The sequence below is a fragment of the Streptomyces sp. JN8 genome (assembly GCF_055808075.1).
In genome coordinates this window covers 5637888-5652070 of the sequence record NZ_CM147852.1, presented here as the reverse complement: position 1 = coordinate 5652070, position 14183 = coordinate 5637888, and the positions used below count along the sequence as shown (strand labels likewise).

Genomic DNA, 14183 nt, shown 5'->3' with positions numbered 1-14183 from the left:
GCGCCCGTAATCGGCGGTGCCGCCCCGCGTAACACGGCCGACCCAGGCTGGTCCCATGTCCGAGGCCACCGCCGTACCCACCCACTGCCCCTACTGCGCCCTCCAGTGCGGCATGTCGCTCCGCGCCACCGGCGTCCCGGAACGGCCCGCCGAGGTGGTCGAGCGGACCGACTTCCCCGTCAACCGGGGGGCGCTCTGCGGCAAGGGCCGCACCGCCCCCGCCGTGCTCTCCTCCCGGGTCCGGCTCACCGGGCCGCTGGTCCGCCGCCCCGGCACCGGGGCTCTGGAGCCCGCTTCCTGGGAGGAGGCCCTCGCCGCCGTCGCCGACGGGCTGCGCCGGACCCGCGCCGACCACGGTCCCGATGCCGTGGGGGTCTTCGGCGGCGGCGGCCTCACCAACGAGAAGGCCTACACCCTGGGCAAGTTCGCCCGGCTGGTCCTCGGCACCTCGCAGATCGACTACAACGGGCGCTTCTGCATGTCGTCGGCGGCCGCCGCGCACGGCAGGGCGTTCGGGCTCGACCGGGGGCTCCCCTTCCCCCTGGAGGACGTCCCGAGGACCGGCTGCGTGATCCTCGTCGGCTCGAACCCGGCCGAGACCATGCCGCCGGCCCTCCGCTACCTCACCGAGCTGAGGGAGAACGGCGGGAAGCTGATCGTCGTCGATCCGCGCCGCACCCGCACCGCCGAGCAGGCCGACCTCCACCTCGCCCCGCGCCCCGGCACCGACCTGGCCCTCGCCCTCGGCCTGCTGCACCTGGTGGTGGCCGGGGGACACGTCGACGAGGAGTTCGTCGCGGCCCGCACCACCGGCTGGGCGGAGGCCCGCGCCGGGGCCATGGCCCACTGGCCCGAGCAGGTCGAACGTCTCACCGGCGTCCCGGTGCCGCTCCTCCGCGAGGCCGTCGCGCTGTTCTGCGACGCGGCCACCGGCATGGTCCTGACCGCGCGCGGCCCCGAGCAGCAGTCCAAGGGCACCGACACCGTCGGCGCCTGGATCAACCTCTGCCTGGCCACCGGCAGGGCCGGCCGGCCGCTCAGCGGCTACGGCTGCCTCACCGGCCAGGGCAACGGCCAGGGCGGCCGCGAGCACGGCCAGAAGGCCGACCAGCTCCCCGGCTACCGCAAGCTCGACGACCCGGCCGCCCGGGCGCACGTCGCCGGGGTCTGGGGCGTGGACCCCGCGACGCTGCCGGGACCGGGGCGGAGCGCGTACGAACTCCTCGACGCCCTCGGCACCGACGTTCGGGCCCTGCTCCTCATGGGCTCCAACCCGGTCGTCTCCGCGCCGCGGGCCGCGCACGTCGAGGGGCGGCTGCGCTCGCTCGACTTCCTCGCCGTCGCCGACGTGGTGCTCTCCGAGACCGCGGCCCTCGCCGACGTCGTCCTGCCCGTCACCCAGTGGGCGGAGGAGACCGGCACCATGACCAGCCTGGAGGGGCGGGTCCTGCTCCGCCGGCGCGCCCTCACCCCGCCCGCGGGGGTCCGCAGCGACCTGGAGGTGCTGCACGCGCTCGCCGGCCTCCTCGGCTGGGAGAAGGGCTTCCCCGCCGAGCCCGAGGAGGTCTTCGAGGAGCTGCGCCGGGCCTCGGCCGGCGGCCCCGCCGACTACTCGGGCATCAGCTACCGCCGGATCGAGGAGGAACAGGGCGTCTTCTGGCCCTGCCCGGAGACCGGCCCGGACGGGGGCGGCCACCCGGGCACCCCGCGTCTCTTCCTGGACCGCTTCGCGACCCCCGACGGGCGGGCCCGGTTCGTCCCGGTGGTGCACCGGGCGGCGGCCGAGGAGACGGACGCCGAGTACCCCGTCGTCCTCACCACCGGCCGGGTCGTGTCCCAGTACCAGTCGGGTGCGCAGACCCGGCGGGTCGACGAGCTGAACGCGGCGGCGCCCGGCCCCTTCGTGGAGCTCCACCCCCGGGTCGCCGAGCGGCTCGGCGTGACCGAGGGCGAGCGGGTCGCGGTGGTCTCGCGGCGCGGCCGGGCCGTCGCCCCGGCCCGGATCAGCACCGCGATCCGGCCGGACACCGTCTTCATGCCGTTCCACTGGGCGGGCGAGGGCCGGGCCAACACCCTGGTGAACCCGGCGCTCGACCCGGTCTCGCGGATGCCCGAGTTCAAGGTCTGCGCGGTCCGGCTCGAACCGCTCTCCCCCGGGGACGCTACGACCGGTCGAACCAGTCGCCGCTCTCGATGACCTCGCCGAGGGGCGCGTCCGGCGCCGCCAGGAACACCCACGCGGACACGCTCGCGCTGTCCCGCGTCCGGACGACGTCCATCGCCACCCGCTCGTACCCGGCGGGCAGCTCCAGCCGGTCGAGCAGGCCGAACAGCTCGCCGTACGCGTCGGGCGCGGGCGTGAGCAGGGTGCCGACCACCCGGCCCCCGGTCGCCGGGACGACGTAGGGGTAGCCGGGTCCGTCGTGCAGGACCGCCCCGTGCAGCACGGCGTCCGCCTCGGTGCCGATCCGGCCGGCGAGGAACCGGTCGTGGTTGTACGCGCCGGGGCGCAGCGTGCCGTACACGAAGAACGGCCGCTCGTCGTGGGCGGCGGCCTCGGGCTCCGCGGCTCCGGAGGTCTCCCGCTCGACCCAGCGCGCGTACCCCTCGCCGGCCCGGGTGACCCGGGTGGCGAGGATCTCGGGGGTCTCGTAGTCGTGCGCGGCGAGGAGGTGCGACTCCAGGGCCGGGTAGCGGGCCTCGGTGGTCTTGAACACCACCTCCCACTCCTCGGTGGTCTCGATCGCGCCCCGCCAGTGGTAGACGGAGGTGGCGGGCCCGGAGATCTGCGCGCAGGCCGCCAGCCGGGCCTCGACGGCGCCGCGCGCCAGGGCGTCCGCCTTGGCGCGCGCGTCGGTGGTGGTGCGGACGGTGACGATCACGTCTCCACCGTACGGGCGAACTGGGCCGCGTGCAGCCGGGCGTAGGCCCCGCCCGCGGCGAGGAGTTCCTCGTGGCCGCCCTGCTCGGCGATCGAGCCGCCGTCCATCACCAGGATGGTGTCGGCGTCCCGGATCGTGGAGAGCCGGTGGGCGACGACGAAGCTGGTGCGGCCCGCCCGGAGCGAGGCCATCGCCTCCTGCACGAGGCGCTCGGTCCGGGTGTCGACGGAGCTGGTGGCCTCGTCGAGGACGAGGATCGCCGGGTCGGAGAGGAAGGCGCGGGCGAGGGTGACCAACTGCTTCTCCCCGGCGCTGAGGCCGCCGCCGTCCTCGTCGAGGACGGTGTCGTACCCGGCGGGCAGGGTCCGCACGAACCGGTCGGCGTGCGCGGCCCGGGCCGCCTCGACGATCCGCTCGCGCGAGACCTCGCCGGGCACCCCGTACGCGATGTTGTCGGCGATGGTGCCGCCGAACAGCCAGGTGTCCTGGAGCACCATGCCGATGCCGGAGCGCAGCTCCTCGCGGGTCATGGCGGCGGTGTCGACGCCGTCCACGGTGATCCGGCCGCCGGTGACCTCGTGGAAGCGGAGGAGCAGGTTGACCAGGGTCGTCTTGCCCGCGCCGGTGGGGCCGACGATGGCGACGGTCCGGCCCGGCTCCACGGTGAGGGACAGGTCCTCGATGAGCGGCCTGCCGGGCTCGTGGCGGAAGGCCGCCTTCTCGAAGGAGACCCGGCCCCGGCGCTCCGCGGGCCGCTGCGGCGCGGCCGGGTCCGGGTCCTCCTCCTCGGCGTCGAGGAGGTCGAAGACCCGCTCGGCCGAGGCCACTCCGGACTGGAGGAGGTTGGCCATCGCGGCGACCTGGGTGATGGGGCCGTTGAAGTCGTAGGAGTACTGGATGAAGGCCTGCACGTCGCCGACGGAGAGCGAGCCGCCCGCCACCCGCAGGCCGCCGACCACGGCGATGACCACGTAGTTCAGATTGCCGACGAGGGTCAGCGCGGGCTGGATGAACCCGGACACGAACTGCGCCCGGAAGCTCGCCCGGTACAGCTCCTCGCCCAGTTCGTCGAAGCGGCGCACGGCCTCCTCGCGGCGGCCGAAGACGACGACCTCGGTGTGACCGGTGATCATCTCCTCGACGTGGCCGCCGAGTCGGCCGGTGACCGCCCACTGCTTCACGAACTGCGGCTGCGCGCGCCGCCCCACGAAGCCGGCGACGGCGATCGAGACGGGCACGGTGGCGAGGGCGACGAGGGCCAGGACCGGGGAGACCCAGAACATCATCGCGAGGACGCCTACCAGGGTGAGGAGCGCGCGGCTCATCTGGCTGAAGGCCTGCTGGAGGGTCTGGGTGACGTTGTCGATGTCGTTGGTGGTGCGGGAGAGGACCTCGCCGCGCGGCTGCCGGTCGAAGTAGCCGAGGGGCAGCCTCGCCAGCTTGTGCTGGGCCTCCTCGCGGAGCCGGTGGCCGGCCCGCTGGACGACGGTGGTGGCGATCCGCAGCTGGACCCAGGTGAAGAAGGAGGATCCGGCGACGACCACGGCCGAGAGGGCCAGGAGCCGGCCGACGGCCGGGAAGTCGACCCCGGCGGGGCCGGTGGCCCCGGTGATGACGAGGTCGGTGGCGCGCCCGAGGAGCAGGGGGTTGAGGACGGTGAGGAGGACGCCCGTGGCGCCGGCGGCGAACAGGCCGACGAGGCGGGCGCGGTCGGGGGCGAGGGTGCGGAGCAGGCGGAGCCCGGAGGAGCGGAAGGACAGGGAGCGTTCGAGGCCGGGCGAGGCGGGCGGGCCGGGGCCGCGCTGCGGGGCGGCGGGGCCGACGCGGGCGGGTGCGGCGCCGTCGGTCGTGTGCTTCGCCGGGCGGCTCTCCGTGGCGGTGCTCATGCGGCTTCCTCCTCGGTGAGCTGGGAGAGGACGATCTCCCGGTAGGTGGGGTTGTCCCGCATCAGGGACGTGTGGGTGCCGGTGCCGACGGTCCGGCCGCGGTCGAGGACGACGATCCGGTCGGCGTCCCGGATGGTGGAGACCCGCTGGGCGACGAGGACGACGGTGGCGTCCGCCGTCTCCGCGCGCAGGGCGGCGCGGAGGCGGGCGTCGGTGCCGGGGTCGAGGGCGGAGAACGAGTCGTCGAAGAGGTAGAGGCGGGGGCGGGCGACGAGGACGCGGGCGATGGCGAGCCGCTGGCGCTGTCCGCCGGAGACGTTGGTGCCGCCCTGGGCGATCGGCGCGTTCAGGCCGGCCTCCAGGTTCCGCACGAAGTCGGCGGCCTGGGCGACGTCGAGGGCGTGCCAGAGTTCCTCGTCGGTGGCGTCGGGCTTGCCGTAGCGGAGGTTGGTGGCGACGGTGCCGGAGAAGAGGTAGGGCTTCTGGGGGACGAGTCCGACGGTGCGGGCCATGAGGGCGGGGTCGAGGTGGCGGACGTCGACGCCGTCGACGAGGACCTCGCCGCCGGTGGCGTCGAAGAGGCGGGGGACGAGTCCGAGGAGGGTGGACTTGCCGCTTCCGGTCGAGCCGATGATCGCGGTGGTCTCGCCGGGCCGGGCCTCCAGCCGGACGTCCTTGAGGACGGACTCCTCCGCGCCGGGGTACCGGAAGTCCGCGCTGCGGACCTCCAGGTGTCCCCGCCGGTCGTCCGGGGTCGGCACCGGGAAGGCCGGCGCGAGGACGGACGGGCGGGTGTCCAGGACCTCGCGGATGCGGACGGCGCCCGCCTCCGCGCGGGGCATGTGCATGAACATGAAGGTGGCCATCATGACGGACATCGAGGTCTGGAGCAGATAGCCGAGGAAGGCCACGAGCCCGCCCGGCCGGAGGGCTCCGGACTCGATGCGGTGGGCGCCCGCGTACACGAGGGCGACGGTGGTCAGCTCCCAGACGATCAGCACCGTCGGGAACATCAGGGCCTGGAGCCGGCCGGCCCGCAGGCCGACGGAGCGGAGTTCGTCGTTGGCGGCGGCGAACCGTTCCCGCTCGTACCGGTCGCGGACGAAGGCGCGGACCACCCGGACACCGGTGATCTGCTCGCGCAGCACCCGGTTGACGTGGTCCAAGCGCTCCTGCATGCCCGTGAACAGCGGCCGCATCCGCAGGACGACGCTGCCCACCGCCACGGTCATGACCGGCACGAAGAGCACCAGTACCAGGGCGAGCGGCACGTCCTGGCGCAGCGCCATGGTGATGCCGCCGAAGCAGAGGAGCGGCGCGGCGACCAGCATGGTGAGGACGAGGACGGTGAACGTCTGGACCTGCTGGACGTCGTTGGTCGTCCGGGTGATGAGGGAGGCGGCGCCGAAGCGGCCGCGCTCCCTCGCCGAGAACTCCTGGACGCGGCGGAAGACTTCGGAGCGGAGGTCGCGGGCGACGCCCATGGCGATCCGGGCCCCGGTGTAGGTGGCGGCGGCCGCGGCCGCCGCCTGGACGAGGGTGACGGCGACCATCACGGCGCCGCCGTCGAGGACGCGTCCGGTGTCGCCCTTCAGGACTCCCTCGTCGATGACCCCGGCGTTGAGCGCGGGCAGGGTGAGGGAGGCCAGGGACTGGACGAGCTGGAGGGCGACGAGGAGGACGAGGAGGGCCCGGTAGGGCCTGAGGCGGGGCGCGAGGAGTCCTGACAGCATGACGGTGTCCCCTCACGCGCCGTACGGCCGGACGGACTTGGCGTCCTTGAGGGCGCGGCCCCACCAGCCGAGCTGGTCGAGGAGGGCCTTGGCCGCGCCCTCGGCGGCGGCGGGGTCCTTGTGCCGTCCGTCGGCGTCGAACAGCCCGTGGGCGTGGTGGAAGGAGACGGTGTCGCGGACGGTGACCGCGTGCATCTCGGCGTAGACCTGCCGGAGTTGCTCGACGGCCCGCAGGCCGCCGGAGATGCCGCCGTAGGAGACGAAGCCGACGGGCTTGGCCTGCCACTCGGTGTAGTGCCGGTCGATCAGGTTCTTGAGGGAGGCGGGGAAGGAGTGGTTGTACTCGGGGGTGACGACCACGTAGGCGTCGGCGGCCTCCAGCACCGGGCTGACCTTGGCGAGTTCGGCGCGGACCGCCGGGGACGGGTCGTGCGAGAGGGAGGTGGGGAGGTCGATCTCGGCGAGGTCGACGACGGTGACGGTGAAGTCCTCGCGCTCGGCGAGGCGGGAGCGGAACCAGTCGGTGACGACGGGGGCGAAGCGGCCTTCGCGGTCGCTGGCGACGACGAGGGCGAGGGTGAGGGGGGCGGGGGCGGCCGCCGCGCCGGAGGAGGAGTCGGTGGTCGTGGAGGCGTTCGTGATGTCCATGTCGATGATCGTGGTACCTCAAGTTTGGTTGAGGTCAAGCGGCGTTCCGCGGGACTTCCCCAAGGCCGTTGGCACGGACGTACGGTGAGGTCATGACGACTCCGACCCCGCACATCGAGATCGACGGCGTCCCCGCGGCCGACCCCGGGCTGCTCGCCGCCCTCATGACCGGCTTCGGCCACTTCACGGCGATGCAGGTGCGGGGCGGGCGCGTGAAGGGGCTCGACCTGCACCTCGACCGGCTCGACCGCTCGACCCGCGAGCTCTTCGGCCAGAAGCTGGACGGCAAGCGGGTCCGGTCCCTGGTCGCGGGCGCGCTGGAGACCTCCGGGCGGCGGGACGCCTCGGTGCGCGTGTACGTCTACCCCGACGTCCGGATCGCGGTGACCGTCGCCGACCCCGCCCCGGACGGGCCCGGGGCCCCGCAGCGCCTCACGACCGTCGAGTACTGGCGGCCCGCGCCGCACATCAAGCACCTGGGCGGCTTCGGCCAGGCCTACCACCGGGAGGCCGCGCGGCGCGCCGGCTACGACGACGCCGTGCTGACCTCCCCGTACGGCGAGATCGCCGAGGGCGCCATCACCAACATCGGCTTCTGGGACGGCACGTCGGTGGTCTGGCCGGCGGCGCCCTGCCTCCGCGGGATCGCGATGGCCCTCCTGGAGCCGCGCCTGGAGTCGGTCCGGCGCCCGGTGACGCTGGCCGACCTGCCGGGCTACCGGGCCGCGTTCGTCACCAACTCCCGTTCCCTCGCCCCCGTGGCGTCGATCGACGAGGTGGTGTTCCCGGGGGACGAGGAGCTGATGGCACGGGTGTACGCGGCGTACGACGCGGTGGAGTGGGACGAGCTGTAGAGCGGTAGAAGCCGTAGGGGGCCGGACCCGGCCCCGCGGGCCGTAGGAGGGAGTGGTCGGCGTGGTCGCGAGGTACGTCGTCTCGCCGCGCGGCGGCCGGCGTGCCCACCGGGACATCGGCGCGGCCCTCCGGGCGGCGGGCGCGCGGGGCGGGCCGGCCCTCATCGAGATCGCGCCCGGCCGGTACGAGGAGGCGCTCACCGTGCGGGGCGACGTCCGGCTGGTGGCCGCCCGGGGGCCCGGCACCGTCGAGGTCGGGCTGCCGCGGACCACCGTCCTCGACGCCTCGGGTGCGGTCCTGGTGCACGGCCTCACCCTGGTCGGCCGCGAGGCGGACGTCGTCGCCTGCCACGCGGGCACGCTCACCCTGGAGCACACCGGCATCCGGGCCCACAGCGGCGTCGCCCTGCACGCCCGCCCGCACTCCGCCGTCACCCTGCGGGACACCGTGGTCACCCACGGCCGGATGCTCTTCTCCGGGGGCACGGGGCTGATCGAGCGCTGTCGGTTCACCGACGCCGCCGACAACGCGATCGCCGTCCTCGAAGGGGCCCGGGTGGCCGTCCGGGGCAGCCGGATCGAGGGGAGCCGGATCCACGGGCTGCGGGTCAGCGACGCGCACGCCGAGGTCGTCGGCTGCGAGCTGACCGGCACCGGGCAGGCCGCCCTCACGGCGGACGCCCGGGCGCGGCTCGTCGTGGCGGACTGCGTGATCACCGATGTGCACGGCGAGGGGATCATGTTCACCGAGCAGTCCCGGGGCTCCGTCGACGGCACGCGCGTCACCGGCGCACGGCACGGCATCGGCGCGGCGAGCGGCGCCGACCCGGTGGTGCGCGGCTGCGTCCTCGCCGACTGCCACGACACCGGCATCAACGTGCAGACGGACGCCCGGGGCCGGTTCGAGGACTGCCAGGTGCTCGGCTCGGGCAACGTCGCCGTCTTCTCGACCAGGGGCGGCGCGCCGGAGGTGCTCGGCGGCCGCGTCTCCGGGGGCAACGTCGGGATCGCGGTCACCGAGGGCGCCCGGGGCCGCTTCACCGGGGTCGCGGTCGAGGACCTGACGAACACCGCGCTGCGGGTCTTCGACGACTCCGGGGCCTCCTTCGCCCGCGTACGGGTGGAGCGCTGCCAGTCCGGGCTGGAGACCCGGGGAGACGGCGGGACGACCGCCGAGGTGGCGGACACGGTGTTCCGCGACTGCGAGATGGCCGCCGTGGCCATCGGCGGCCGGTCCCGCGTCACCCTCCGGAACGTGACGGCGGAGGGCGGCGTCCTGGGCTTCGGCGTCTCCGACGAGGCCCAGCTCCGGGTGACCGACAGCCGCGTCACGGCGGTGAGCGGCGCCGGGGCCGGGGCCCTCGGCAGCGGCCGGCTCATCGCCAGGAACCTCACCGTGGACGGCTCGGGGGCGCTCGGGATCTACGGGACGGGCTCCGCCTGGCTGGACGTCGCGCGGAGCGAGTTCACCGACTGCGCGAACGCCGGCGCGAGTTTCGACGAGGAGGCCGGCGGGCAGCTGGTGGACTGCGCGGTGAACGGCCCCCGCGGGGTGGCCGTCGTCGGCAACGGCCGGGTCGAGACGGTCCGGCTCCGCACCTCGCTCCGGGTCCTCCGGCACGCGGAGAAGCCGGCCGGACCGCCGCAGCAGATCATCAACATCTTCAACGGGCCGGTCTTCCACGGGCCGGTCCGGGACATCCAGATGGCCTGGGGCAACGAGCACGTCACCCAGCACCGGGGACGCGCCGAGGACGACCGGAGCACGGAGACGGAAGGGGACGGTTCCCGCTCATGAACGACCGCTCGCACGAGAACGGACCACCGCAGGTCAACCACTTCAACGGGCCGGTGTTCCACGGCTCCGTGTCGCAGGGCCAGTTCGCCTGGGACAACGCGACCGCCACCCAGAACCAGCAGAACGTCGGCACGCCCGGCCCGGTCGCCCCCGGGTACGAGGCACTCGCCGAGCGGGTGGCCGAGCTGCTCCGGCAGCTCCCCGGCGCCGGTCTCGCCGAGGAGGACCGGCGGAACACCGAGGAGGCGGCGGCGGAGGTCCTGGAGGTGATCGGCCAGGAGGAGCCGGTCGAGGAGGGCCGGGTGCGCCGGGCGCTCAACCAGCTCAGGGGCGCGCTCGCCCCGGTGGCCACGGGGGTCGCGGCCGGCGCGACGATGGGGGCCCAGGAGTGGGCGCTGGCGGCGATCGGGGGCCTGACCGGGGGCTGAGGGGCGCCCGGAGCGGCTTCCGCCGGGCGGGCCGGCAGCCGGGGCGGGTGGCGGCCCCGGGCGCGGTCACCCGTTCGGCACGGGACGTCAGCCGACTCCATGTAAACCGTCCTGACCTGCATGAACTCCGGAAATCCAGGCGACACACCGTATCGAACGGCCCAATCCTGATGCCTCATCAGGAGGCGGGGTGCGCGCGGCGGCTCTTATCTCGGTCACAGAAGGCCCGTCCGGGAAGTCCCTCCCGGAGGCCGTCCCGCTCGACCGCTCGCGCGCCCCGGAGGCCCCCATGCGCACCACTGTCCGCCTGTTCACCGGTACCGCGCTGACGGTCGCCGCGATCGGAGCCCTCGCCGTCCCCCCGGCGTTCGCCGGCGACTCCGAGTGGCTCGAGATCTTCCCCTCCGAAGCCGCCCCGGGGGCCAGCGTCACCGTGAACACCCTCGCCTGCGGCAAGCACGGCCGCGGCGTCGGGGACGCCAACTCGCTGGGCGCGGGCGACTTCCAGCTGAGGCCGGGCACCCACAAGGACGTCGTGGTCGGCCAGTTCCACGTACCGGAGCACGCCAAGGCCGGTACGTACGGCATCAGCGTGGCCTGCGACAACGGAAAGACGGCCCGGGGCGACCTGACCGTCACGCACCGGCGTCCCAGCGGCCACGTCCAGACCGGTGTCGGGGGCAGCGTCGGCCCCGACACCGCCCAGGTCACGGCAGGCGCGGCGGTGCTGGCCGCAGCTGCCGTGGGCGGGGTCCTGCTCCTGCGCCGCCGGGCGAGCGGCGCGCGGGGGCACTGAGACCACCGCCTGTCCTGCCCCCGCCGGAGCGCCCGAACACGGCCCGGCGGGGGCAGGGCCACATCACGGACCCCGGGGCGGCTCGCTCGACGCCCCGCCGGCCGCGTCGTCCACGGCGCCGCCCGTCGCACCACGAACCGACCGAGGGAACCCAGGTGAGCAACAGGAGCAAGGGCTGGGGCATAGCCGCGGCCGCCTGCGTCGGGCTCTGGCTCGTCCAGAACGGCTCTGAGCAGGTCACCCCGCCCGTACCGTCGGCCGCCCAGGCCTTCGCCGCCGGGCCGAGCGTGCACACCGACGCCGCCGCCGACCCGCTGCCGCCCTCGGCGCCGGTTCGGCTGCGCATCCCCGAGACCGACGTGGACACCCCGATGATGCGGCTCGGTCTGGCCGGGGACGGCTCGCTCGCCGTCCCGCCGGCCGGGAACCGTAACCTGGCCGGCTGGTACGGGGACGGCACGGCGCCGGGCGCCAAGGGCACGGCGATCGTCGCGGGCCACGTCGACAACGCCGACGGACCCGCCGTCTTCTACACGCTCGGCGCCCTGAAGAAGGGCCACCGGATCGAGGTGGACCGGCAGGACGGGCGGACCGCCGTGTTCACGGTGGACGCGGTCGAGGTCTACGAGAACGAGGACTTCCCGGACCGGAAGGTGTACGACGAGGCGAACCGGGCGGAGATCCGGGTGATCACCTGCGGCGGCGGCTTCTCGAAGAAGAACGGCTACCGGGGGAACGTGGTCGCCTTCGGCCACCTCATCGGGGTGCGGTAGTCCGGCCCCGCGGGTTCAGGCCCACTGGTCGAAGGCGAGCTTCGCGACCAGCGAGAGGACGACCACGAGCAGCACCCCGCGGACGAACTCGGCTCCCCTGCTGAGCGCCATCCGCGCCCCGACCGTCCCGCCGGCCAGGTTGAAGACGGCCATGACGGCGGCGAGCTGCCAGTACACGCTGCCCTGGTAGGCGAACATCGCGAGCGCGCCCGCGTTGGTGCAGACGTTGACGATCTTGGCGGTCGCCGAGGCCGTCACCAGGTCCAGGTGGAGCACGGCGGTCAGGGCGAGGACCAGGAACGTCCCGGTGCCGGGGCCGAACAGGCCGTCGTAGAAGCCGATGCCGCCGCCGACCACGACGATCGCGGTGACGATCCGGGCCCGGGTCAGCGGTGCCCGGTCCTCCCCCGCGGCCCGCGCGCCGAACGACGGCCGCAGCATCACGAAGGCCGCCACCGCGAGCAGCACGACCATGATCACCGGCCGCAGGACGTCGCTGCTGATGCCCGCCGCGAAGAAGGCGCCGGCCATGGAGCCCGTGAGGGCGGCCAGGCCGATGCGCACCGCGGTCCACACCTGGACGGGTGCCTTGCGGACGTAGGTGACCGCGGCCCCGGTGGTGCCGACGATCGCGACGGCCTTGTTCGTCCCGAGGATGTGCGCGGCCGGGACGTGGGGCAGTCCGAGCAGCAGGGCCGGCAGCAGAAGCAGCCCGCCGCCGCCGACCACGGCGTCGATCCAGCCGGCCACGAGCGCGGCGAGGCACAGCAGGACGAGGGTGGTCAGCGAGAGCTCGGGCATGTCCGAGAGCCTAGGGAGGAGATCGTTGCCCCGTCCATCAATCTCTGGAGAGTTGAGCTACGTCTGAGCTTGCGGTGCCCGGGAGGCGGTCGGGGGCCGGGGGCGCCGCCGGGGAGACGGCGGCCGTGAGGAGGGTCCCGGCGAGCGCGCCCGCCCCGAGGAGGGCGGCGGCGAGCCGGCGTCCGGCCCGGTGCGCGCCGGGGACGGGGCGCGGGGCCGCGTGCCGGGACCTGTGGGGTTCACGCATGGTCGAAGTCCTCGCTGTGGATGCGGGAGGCCGGCACTCCGGCCCTGATCAGGTTGGCGGTGGCGGCGCGGGCCATGGCGGGCGGCCCGCACAGGTAGACGTCGTGGGCGGCGAGGTCCGGCACCAGGTGGCGCAGGGCGCGCGGGGCGAGGGGGTCGAAGGAGTCGTCGGAGCGGCCGAGGAGGAAGTGGAGCGCGGCCTGCCGCTCCCGGGCGATGTCCTCCAGCTCCTCGCGGAGGACGAGTCCGGCGGCGTCGGAGGCCCGGTAGAGCAGGGTCACGTCGCCGGGCCCGCCGGGCAGCGTCTCGAAGAGCGCGCGCAGCGGGGTGATGCCGACGCCGCCCGCGAGCAGCAGCACCTTGCGGCGCGTGCGGCGGTGGGCGGTGAGGGCGCCGAACGGTCCGGCGGCGAGGACCCGGACGCCGGGGCGGAGCCGGCGGATGCGGCGGGTGTGGTCGCCGAGGGCCTTGACGGTGATGCGCAGGGTGTCGTCGCGGACGGGCGCGGAGAGGGAGAAGGGCAGGGCGGTCGCCCAGAGCCCGCGCCGCAGGAAGCGCCAGCGGAAGAACTGGCCGGGCTCGGCGCGCAGTCGGGCCACTCCCCTGCCGCGGATCAGCACCGAGACGACTCCGGGGCCCTCGTCGCGGACCTCCACGACCCGCAGGTCGTGCCGGAGGGCGGCGCGGACGGGGACGACGAGCCGGTACCAGAGCAGGAGGACGGCGACGGTGCCGTGGGCCATCGCCCAGAGCCAGCGGACGAGGAGGCTCTCGGCGATGTCGGGGCCGGCGAGCTGGTGCACGAAGCCGAGGGCGGCGGCGAGGAGCCCGCCGAGGTGGACGGCCCGCCAGGTCTCGTGCCGGAGCCGGTTCCGCACGGCCCGGGCGGAGGTGACGCCGACCGCGACGAAGAGGGCGGTGCCGAGGGTGGCGGCGGCGATCGCGCCGTACGCCATGAGGTCCCCGGTGGCGGTGAGCAGGTCGGTGCGGGTGTGCACGGCGTACCCGCAGAGCGCGAGGAGCGCGTGCGCGCCGATGAGGCCGAGCACGTACCGGCCGCCGAGGGCGTGCCAGCGGGCCAGCCGGTCGGCGCCGACGCCGTGCTCGATGCCGGGGACGCGGGCCATGAGCAGCAGCAGGACGAGCACGCCGTATCCGGCGAGCAGGCCGGTGAGGTGCGCGCCGGACGCGAAGAGGGCGTCGAGGCGGGCGGAGGGCCGGGCCTGGACGCCCCAGAGCAGGGCGACGGCCCCGGCGCCGCCGAGGATCGCGGTGCGCAGCCGGTCGGGGGCGAACCGCAGGAGGGGATGGGGCGGGGCGGGGGTCGGCGGGGCGGAG

12 protein-coding genes are annotated in these 14183 nt (G+C 74.9%); 6 read left to right on the top strand and 6 right to left on the bottom strand.

What is annotated here, in order from left to right; genetic code table 11:
• Positions 1-55: 55 nt before the first annotated feature.
• Positions 56-2197 (top strand): molybdopterin oxidoreductase family protein, encoded by a 2142-nt coding sequence (locus ACY0MR_RS24855; RefSeq protein WP_473555441.1) that lies wholly within the window; start codon positions 56-58, stop codon positions 2195-2197.
• On the opposite strand, the gene cutA is transcribed toward ACY0MR_RS24855, so the two are convergent.
• From cutA to ACY0MR_RS24835, 4 genes are read right to left on the bottom strand one after another with little or no spacing between them, the layout of a single operon-like run.
• On the bottom strand, positions 2163-2882 hold the full coding sequence (cutA, locus tag ACY0MR_RS24850; protein WP_473555438.1) for a divalent cation tolerance protein CutA: 720 nt from the start codon (positions 2880-2882) through the stop codon (positions 2163-2165). The two genes, ACY0MR_RS24855 and cutA, sit on opposite strands and share 35 nt — an antisense overlap.
• Entirely contained in the window at positions 2879-4768 is a 1890-nt protein-coding gene (locus ACY0MR_RS24845; protein WP_404087050.1) for an ABC transporter ATP-binding protein, read from the bottom strand. The genes cutA and ACY0MR_RS24845 overlap by 4 nt, the downstream gene beginning before the upstream one ends.
• Positions 4765-6501, bottom strand: coding sequence for an ABC transporter ATP-binding protein (locus ACY0MR_RS24840; RefSeq protein ID WP_473555435.1), 1737 nt, complete (start codon positions 6499-6501; stop codon positions 4765-4767). The genes ACY0MR_RS24845 and ACY0MR_RS24840 overlap by 4 nt, the downstream gene beginning before the upstream one ends.
• 12 nt (positions 6502-6513) lie before the next feature.
• Positions 6514-7149, bottom strand: a complete 636-nt coding sequence (locus ACY0MR_RS24835) for an NADPH-dependent FMN reductase (RefSeq protein ID WP_473555432.1) — start codon at positions 7147-7149, stop codon at positions 6514-6516.
• A 92-nt stretch (positions 7150-7241) separates the two neighbouring features.
• Here ACY0MR_RS24835 and ACY0MR_RS24830 point away from each other — a divergent pair, with 92 nt between their 5' ends.
• From ACY0MR_RS24830 to ACY0MR_RS24810, 5 genes are all read left to right on the top strand, one after another.
• Positions 7242-8003 carry an aminotransferase class IV gene (locus tag ACY0MR_RS24830; RefSeq protein ID WP_404082297.1) on the top strand — a complete coding sequence of 254 codons (762 nt, stop codon included), beginning with the start codon at positions 7242-7244 and terminating at the stop codon, positions 8001-8003.
• Between the two features lie 61 nt (positions 8004-8064).
• Positions 8065-9801: a right-handed parallel beta-helix repeat-containing protein gene (locus tag ACY0MR_RS24825; protein ID WP_403313240.1), complete on the top strand. Its 1737-nt coding sequence runs from the start codon at positions 8065-8067 to the stop codon at positions 9799-9801.
• Positions 9798-10229 (top strand): hypothetical protein, encoded by a 432-nt coding sequence (locus ACY0MR_RS24820; protein WP_392042844.1) that lies wholly within the window; start codon positions 9798-9800, stop codon positions 10227-10229. The genes ACY0MR_RS24825 and ACY0MR_RS24820 overlap by 4 nt, the downstream gene beginning before the upstream one ends.
• Before the next feature lie 289 nt (positions 10230-10518).
• Complete coding sequence (locus ACY0MR_RS24815) at positions 10519-11025, top strand: hypothetical protein (RefSeq protein WP_388799043.1); 507 nt, start codon at positions 10519-10521, stop codon at positions 11023-11025.
• Positions 11026-11180: 155 nt separating this feature from the next.
• Positions 11181-11798 carry a class F sortase gene (locus ACY0MR_RS24810; protein WP_388799040.1) on the top strand — a complete coding sequence of 206 codons (618 nt, stop codon included), beginning with the start codon at positions 11181-11183 and terminating at the stop codon, positions 11796-11798.
• A 15-nt stretch (positions 11799-11813) separates the two neighbouring features.
• Here ACY0MR_RS24810 and ACY0MR_RS24805 read toward each other — a convergent pair whose 3' ends face one another.
• Entirely contained in the window at positions 11814-12599 is a 786-nt protein-coding gene (locus ACY0MR_RS24805; RefSeq protein WP_473555428.1) for a sulfite exporter TauE/SafE family protein, read from the bottom strand.
• Positions 12600-12838: 239 nt separating this feature from the next.
• Entirely contained in the window at positions 12839-14146 is a 1308-nt protein-coding gene (locus ACY0MR_RS24800; protein ID WP_392863699.1) for a ferredoxin reductase family protein, read from the bottom strand.
• Between the last annotated feature and the right edge of the window lie 37 nt (positions 14147-14183).

Bases quoted from the DNA above. Each gene is read 5' to 3' on its own strand.
- ACY0MR_RS24855 (WP_473555441.1), top strand. From the start codon at position 56: ATGTCCGAGGCCACCGCCGTACCCACCCACTGCCCCTACTGCGCCCTC.
- ACY0MR_RS24845 (WP_404087050.1), bottom strand. From the start codon at position 4,768: ATGAGCACCGCCACGGAGAGCCGCCCGGCGAAGCACACGACCGACGGC.
- ACY0MR_RS24840 (WP_473555435.1), bottom strand. From the start codon at position 6,501: ATGCTGTCAGGACTCCTCGCGCCCCGCCTCAGGCCCTACCGGGCCCTC.
- ACY0MR_RS24835 (WP_473555432.1), bottom strand. From the start codon at position 7,149: ATGGACATCACGAACGCCTCCACGACCACCGACTCCTCCTCCGGCGCG.
- ACY0MR_RS24830 (WP_404082297.1), top strand. From the start codon at position 7,242: ATGACGACTCCGACCCCGCACATCGAGATCGACGGCGTCCCCGCGGCC.
- ACY0MR_RS24820 (WP_392042844.1), top strand. From the start codon at position 9,798: ATGAACGACCGCTCGCACGAGAACGGACCACCGCAGGTCAACCACTTC.
- ACY0MR_RS24815 (WP_388799043.1), top strand. From the start codon at position 10,519: ATGCGCACCACTGTCCGCCTGTTCACCGGTACCGCGCTGACGGTCGCC.
- ACY0MR_RS24805 (WP_473555428.1), bottom strand. From the start codon at position 12,599: ATGCCCGAGCTCTCGCTGACCACCCTCGTCCTGCTGTGCCTCGCCGCG.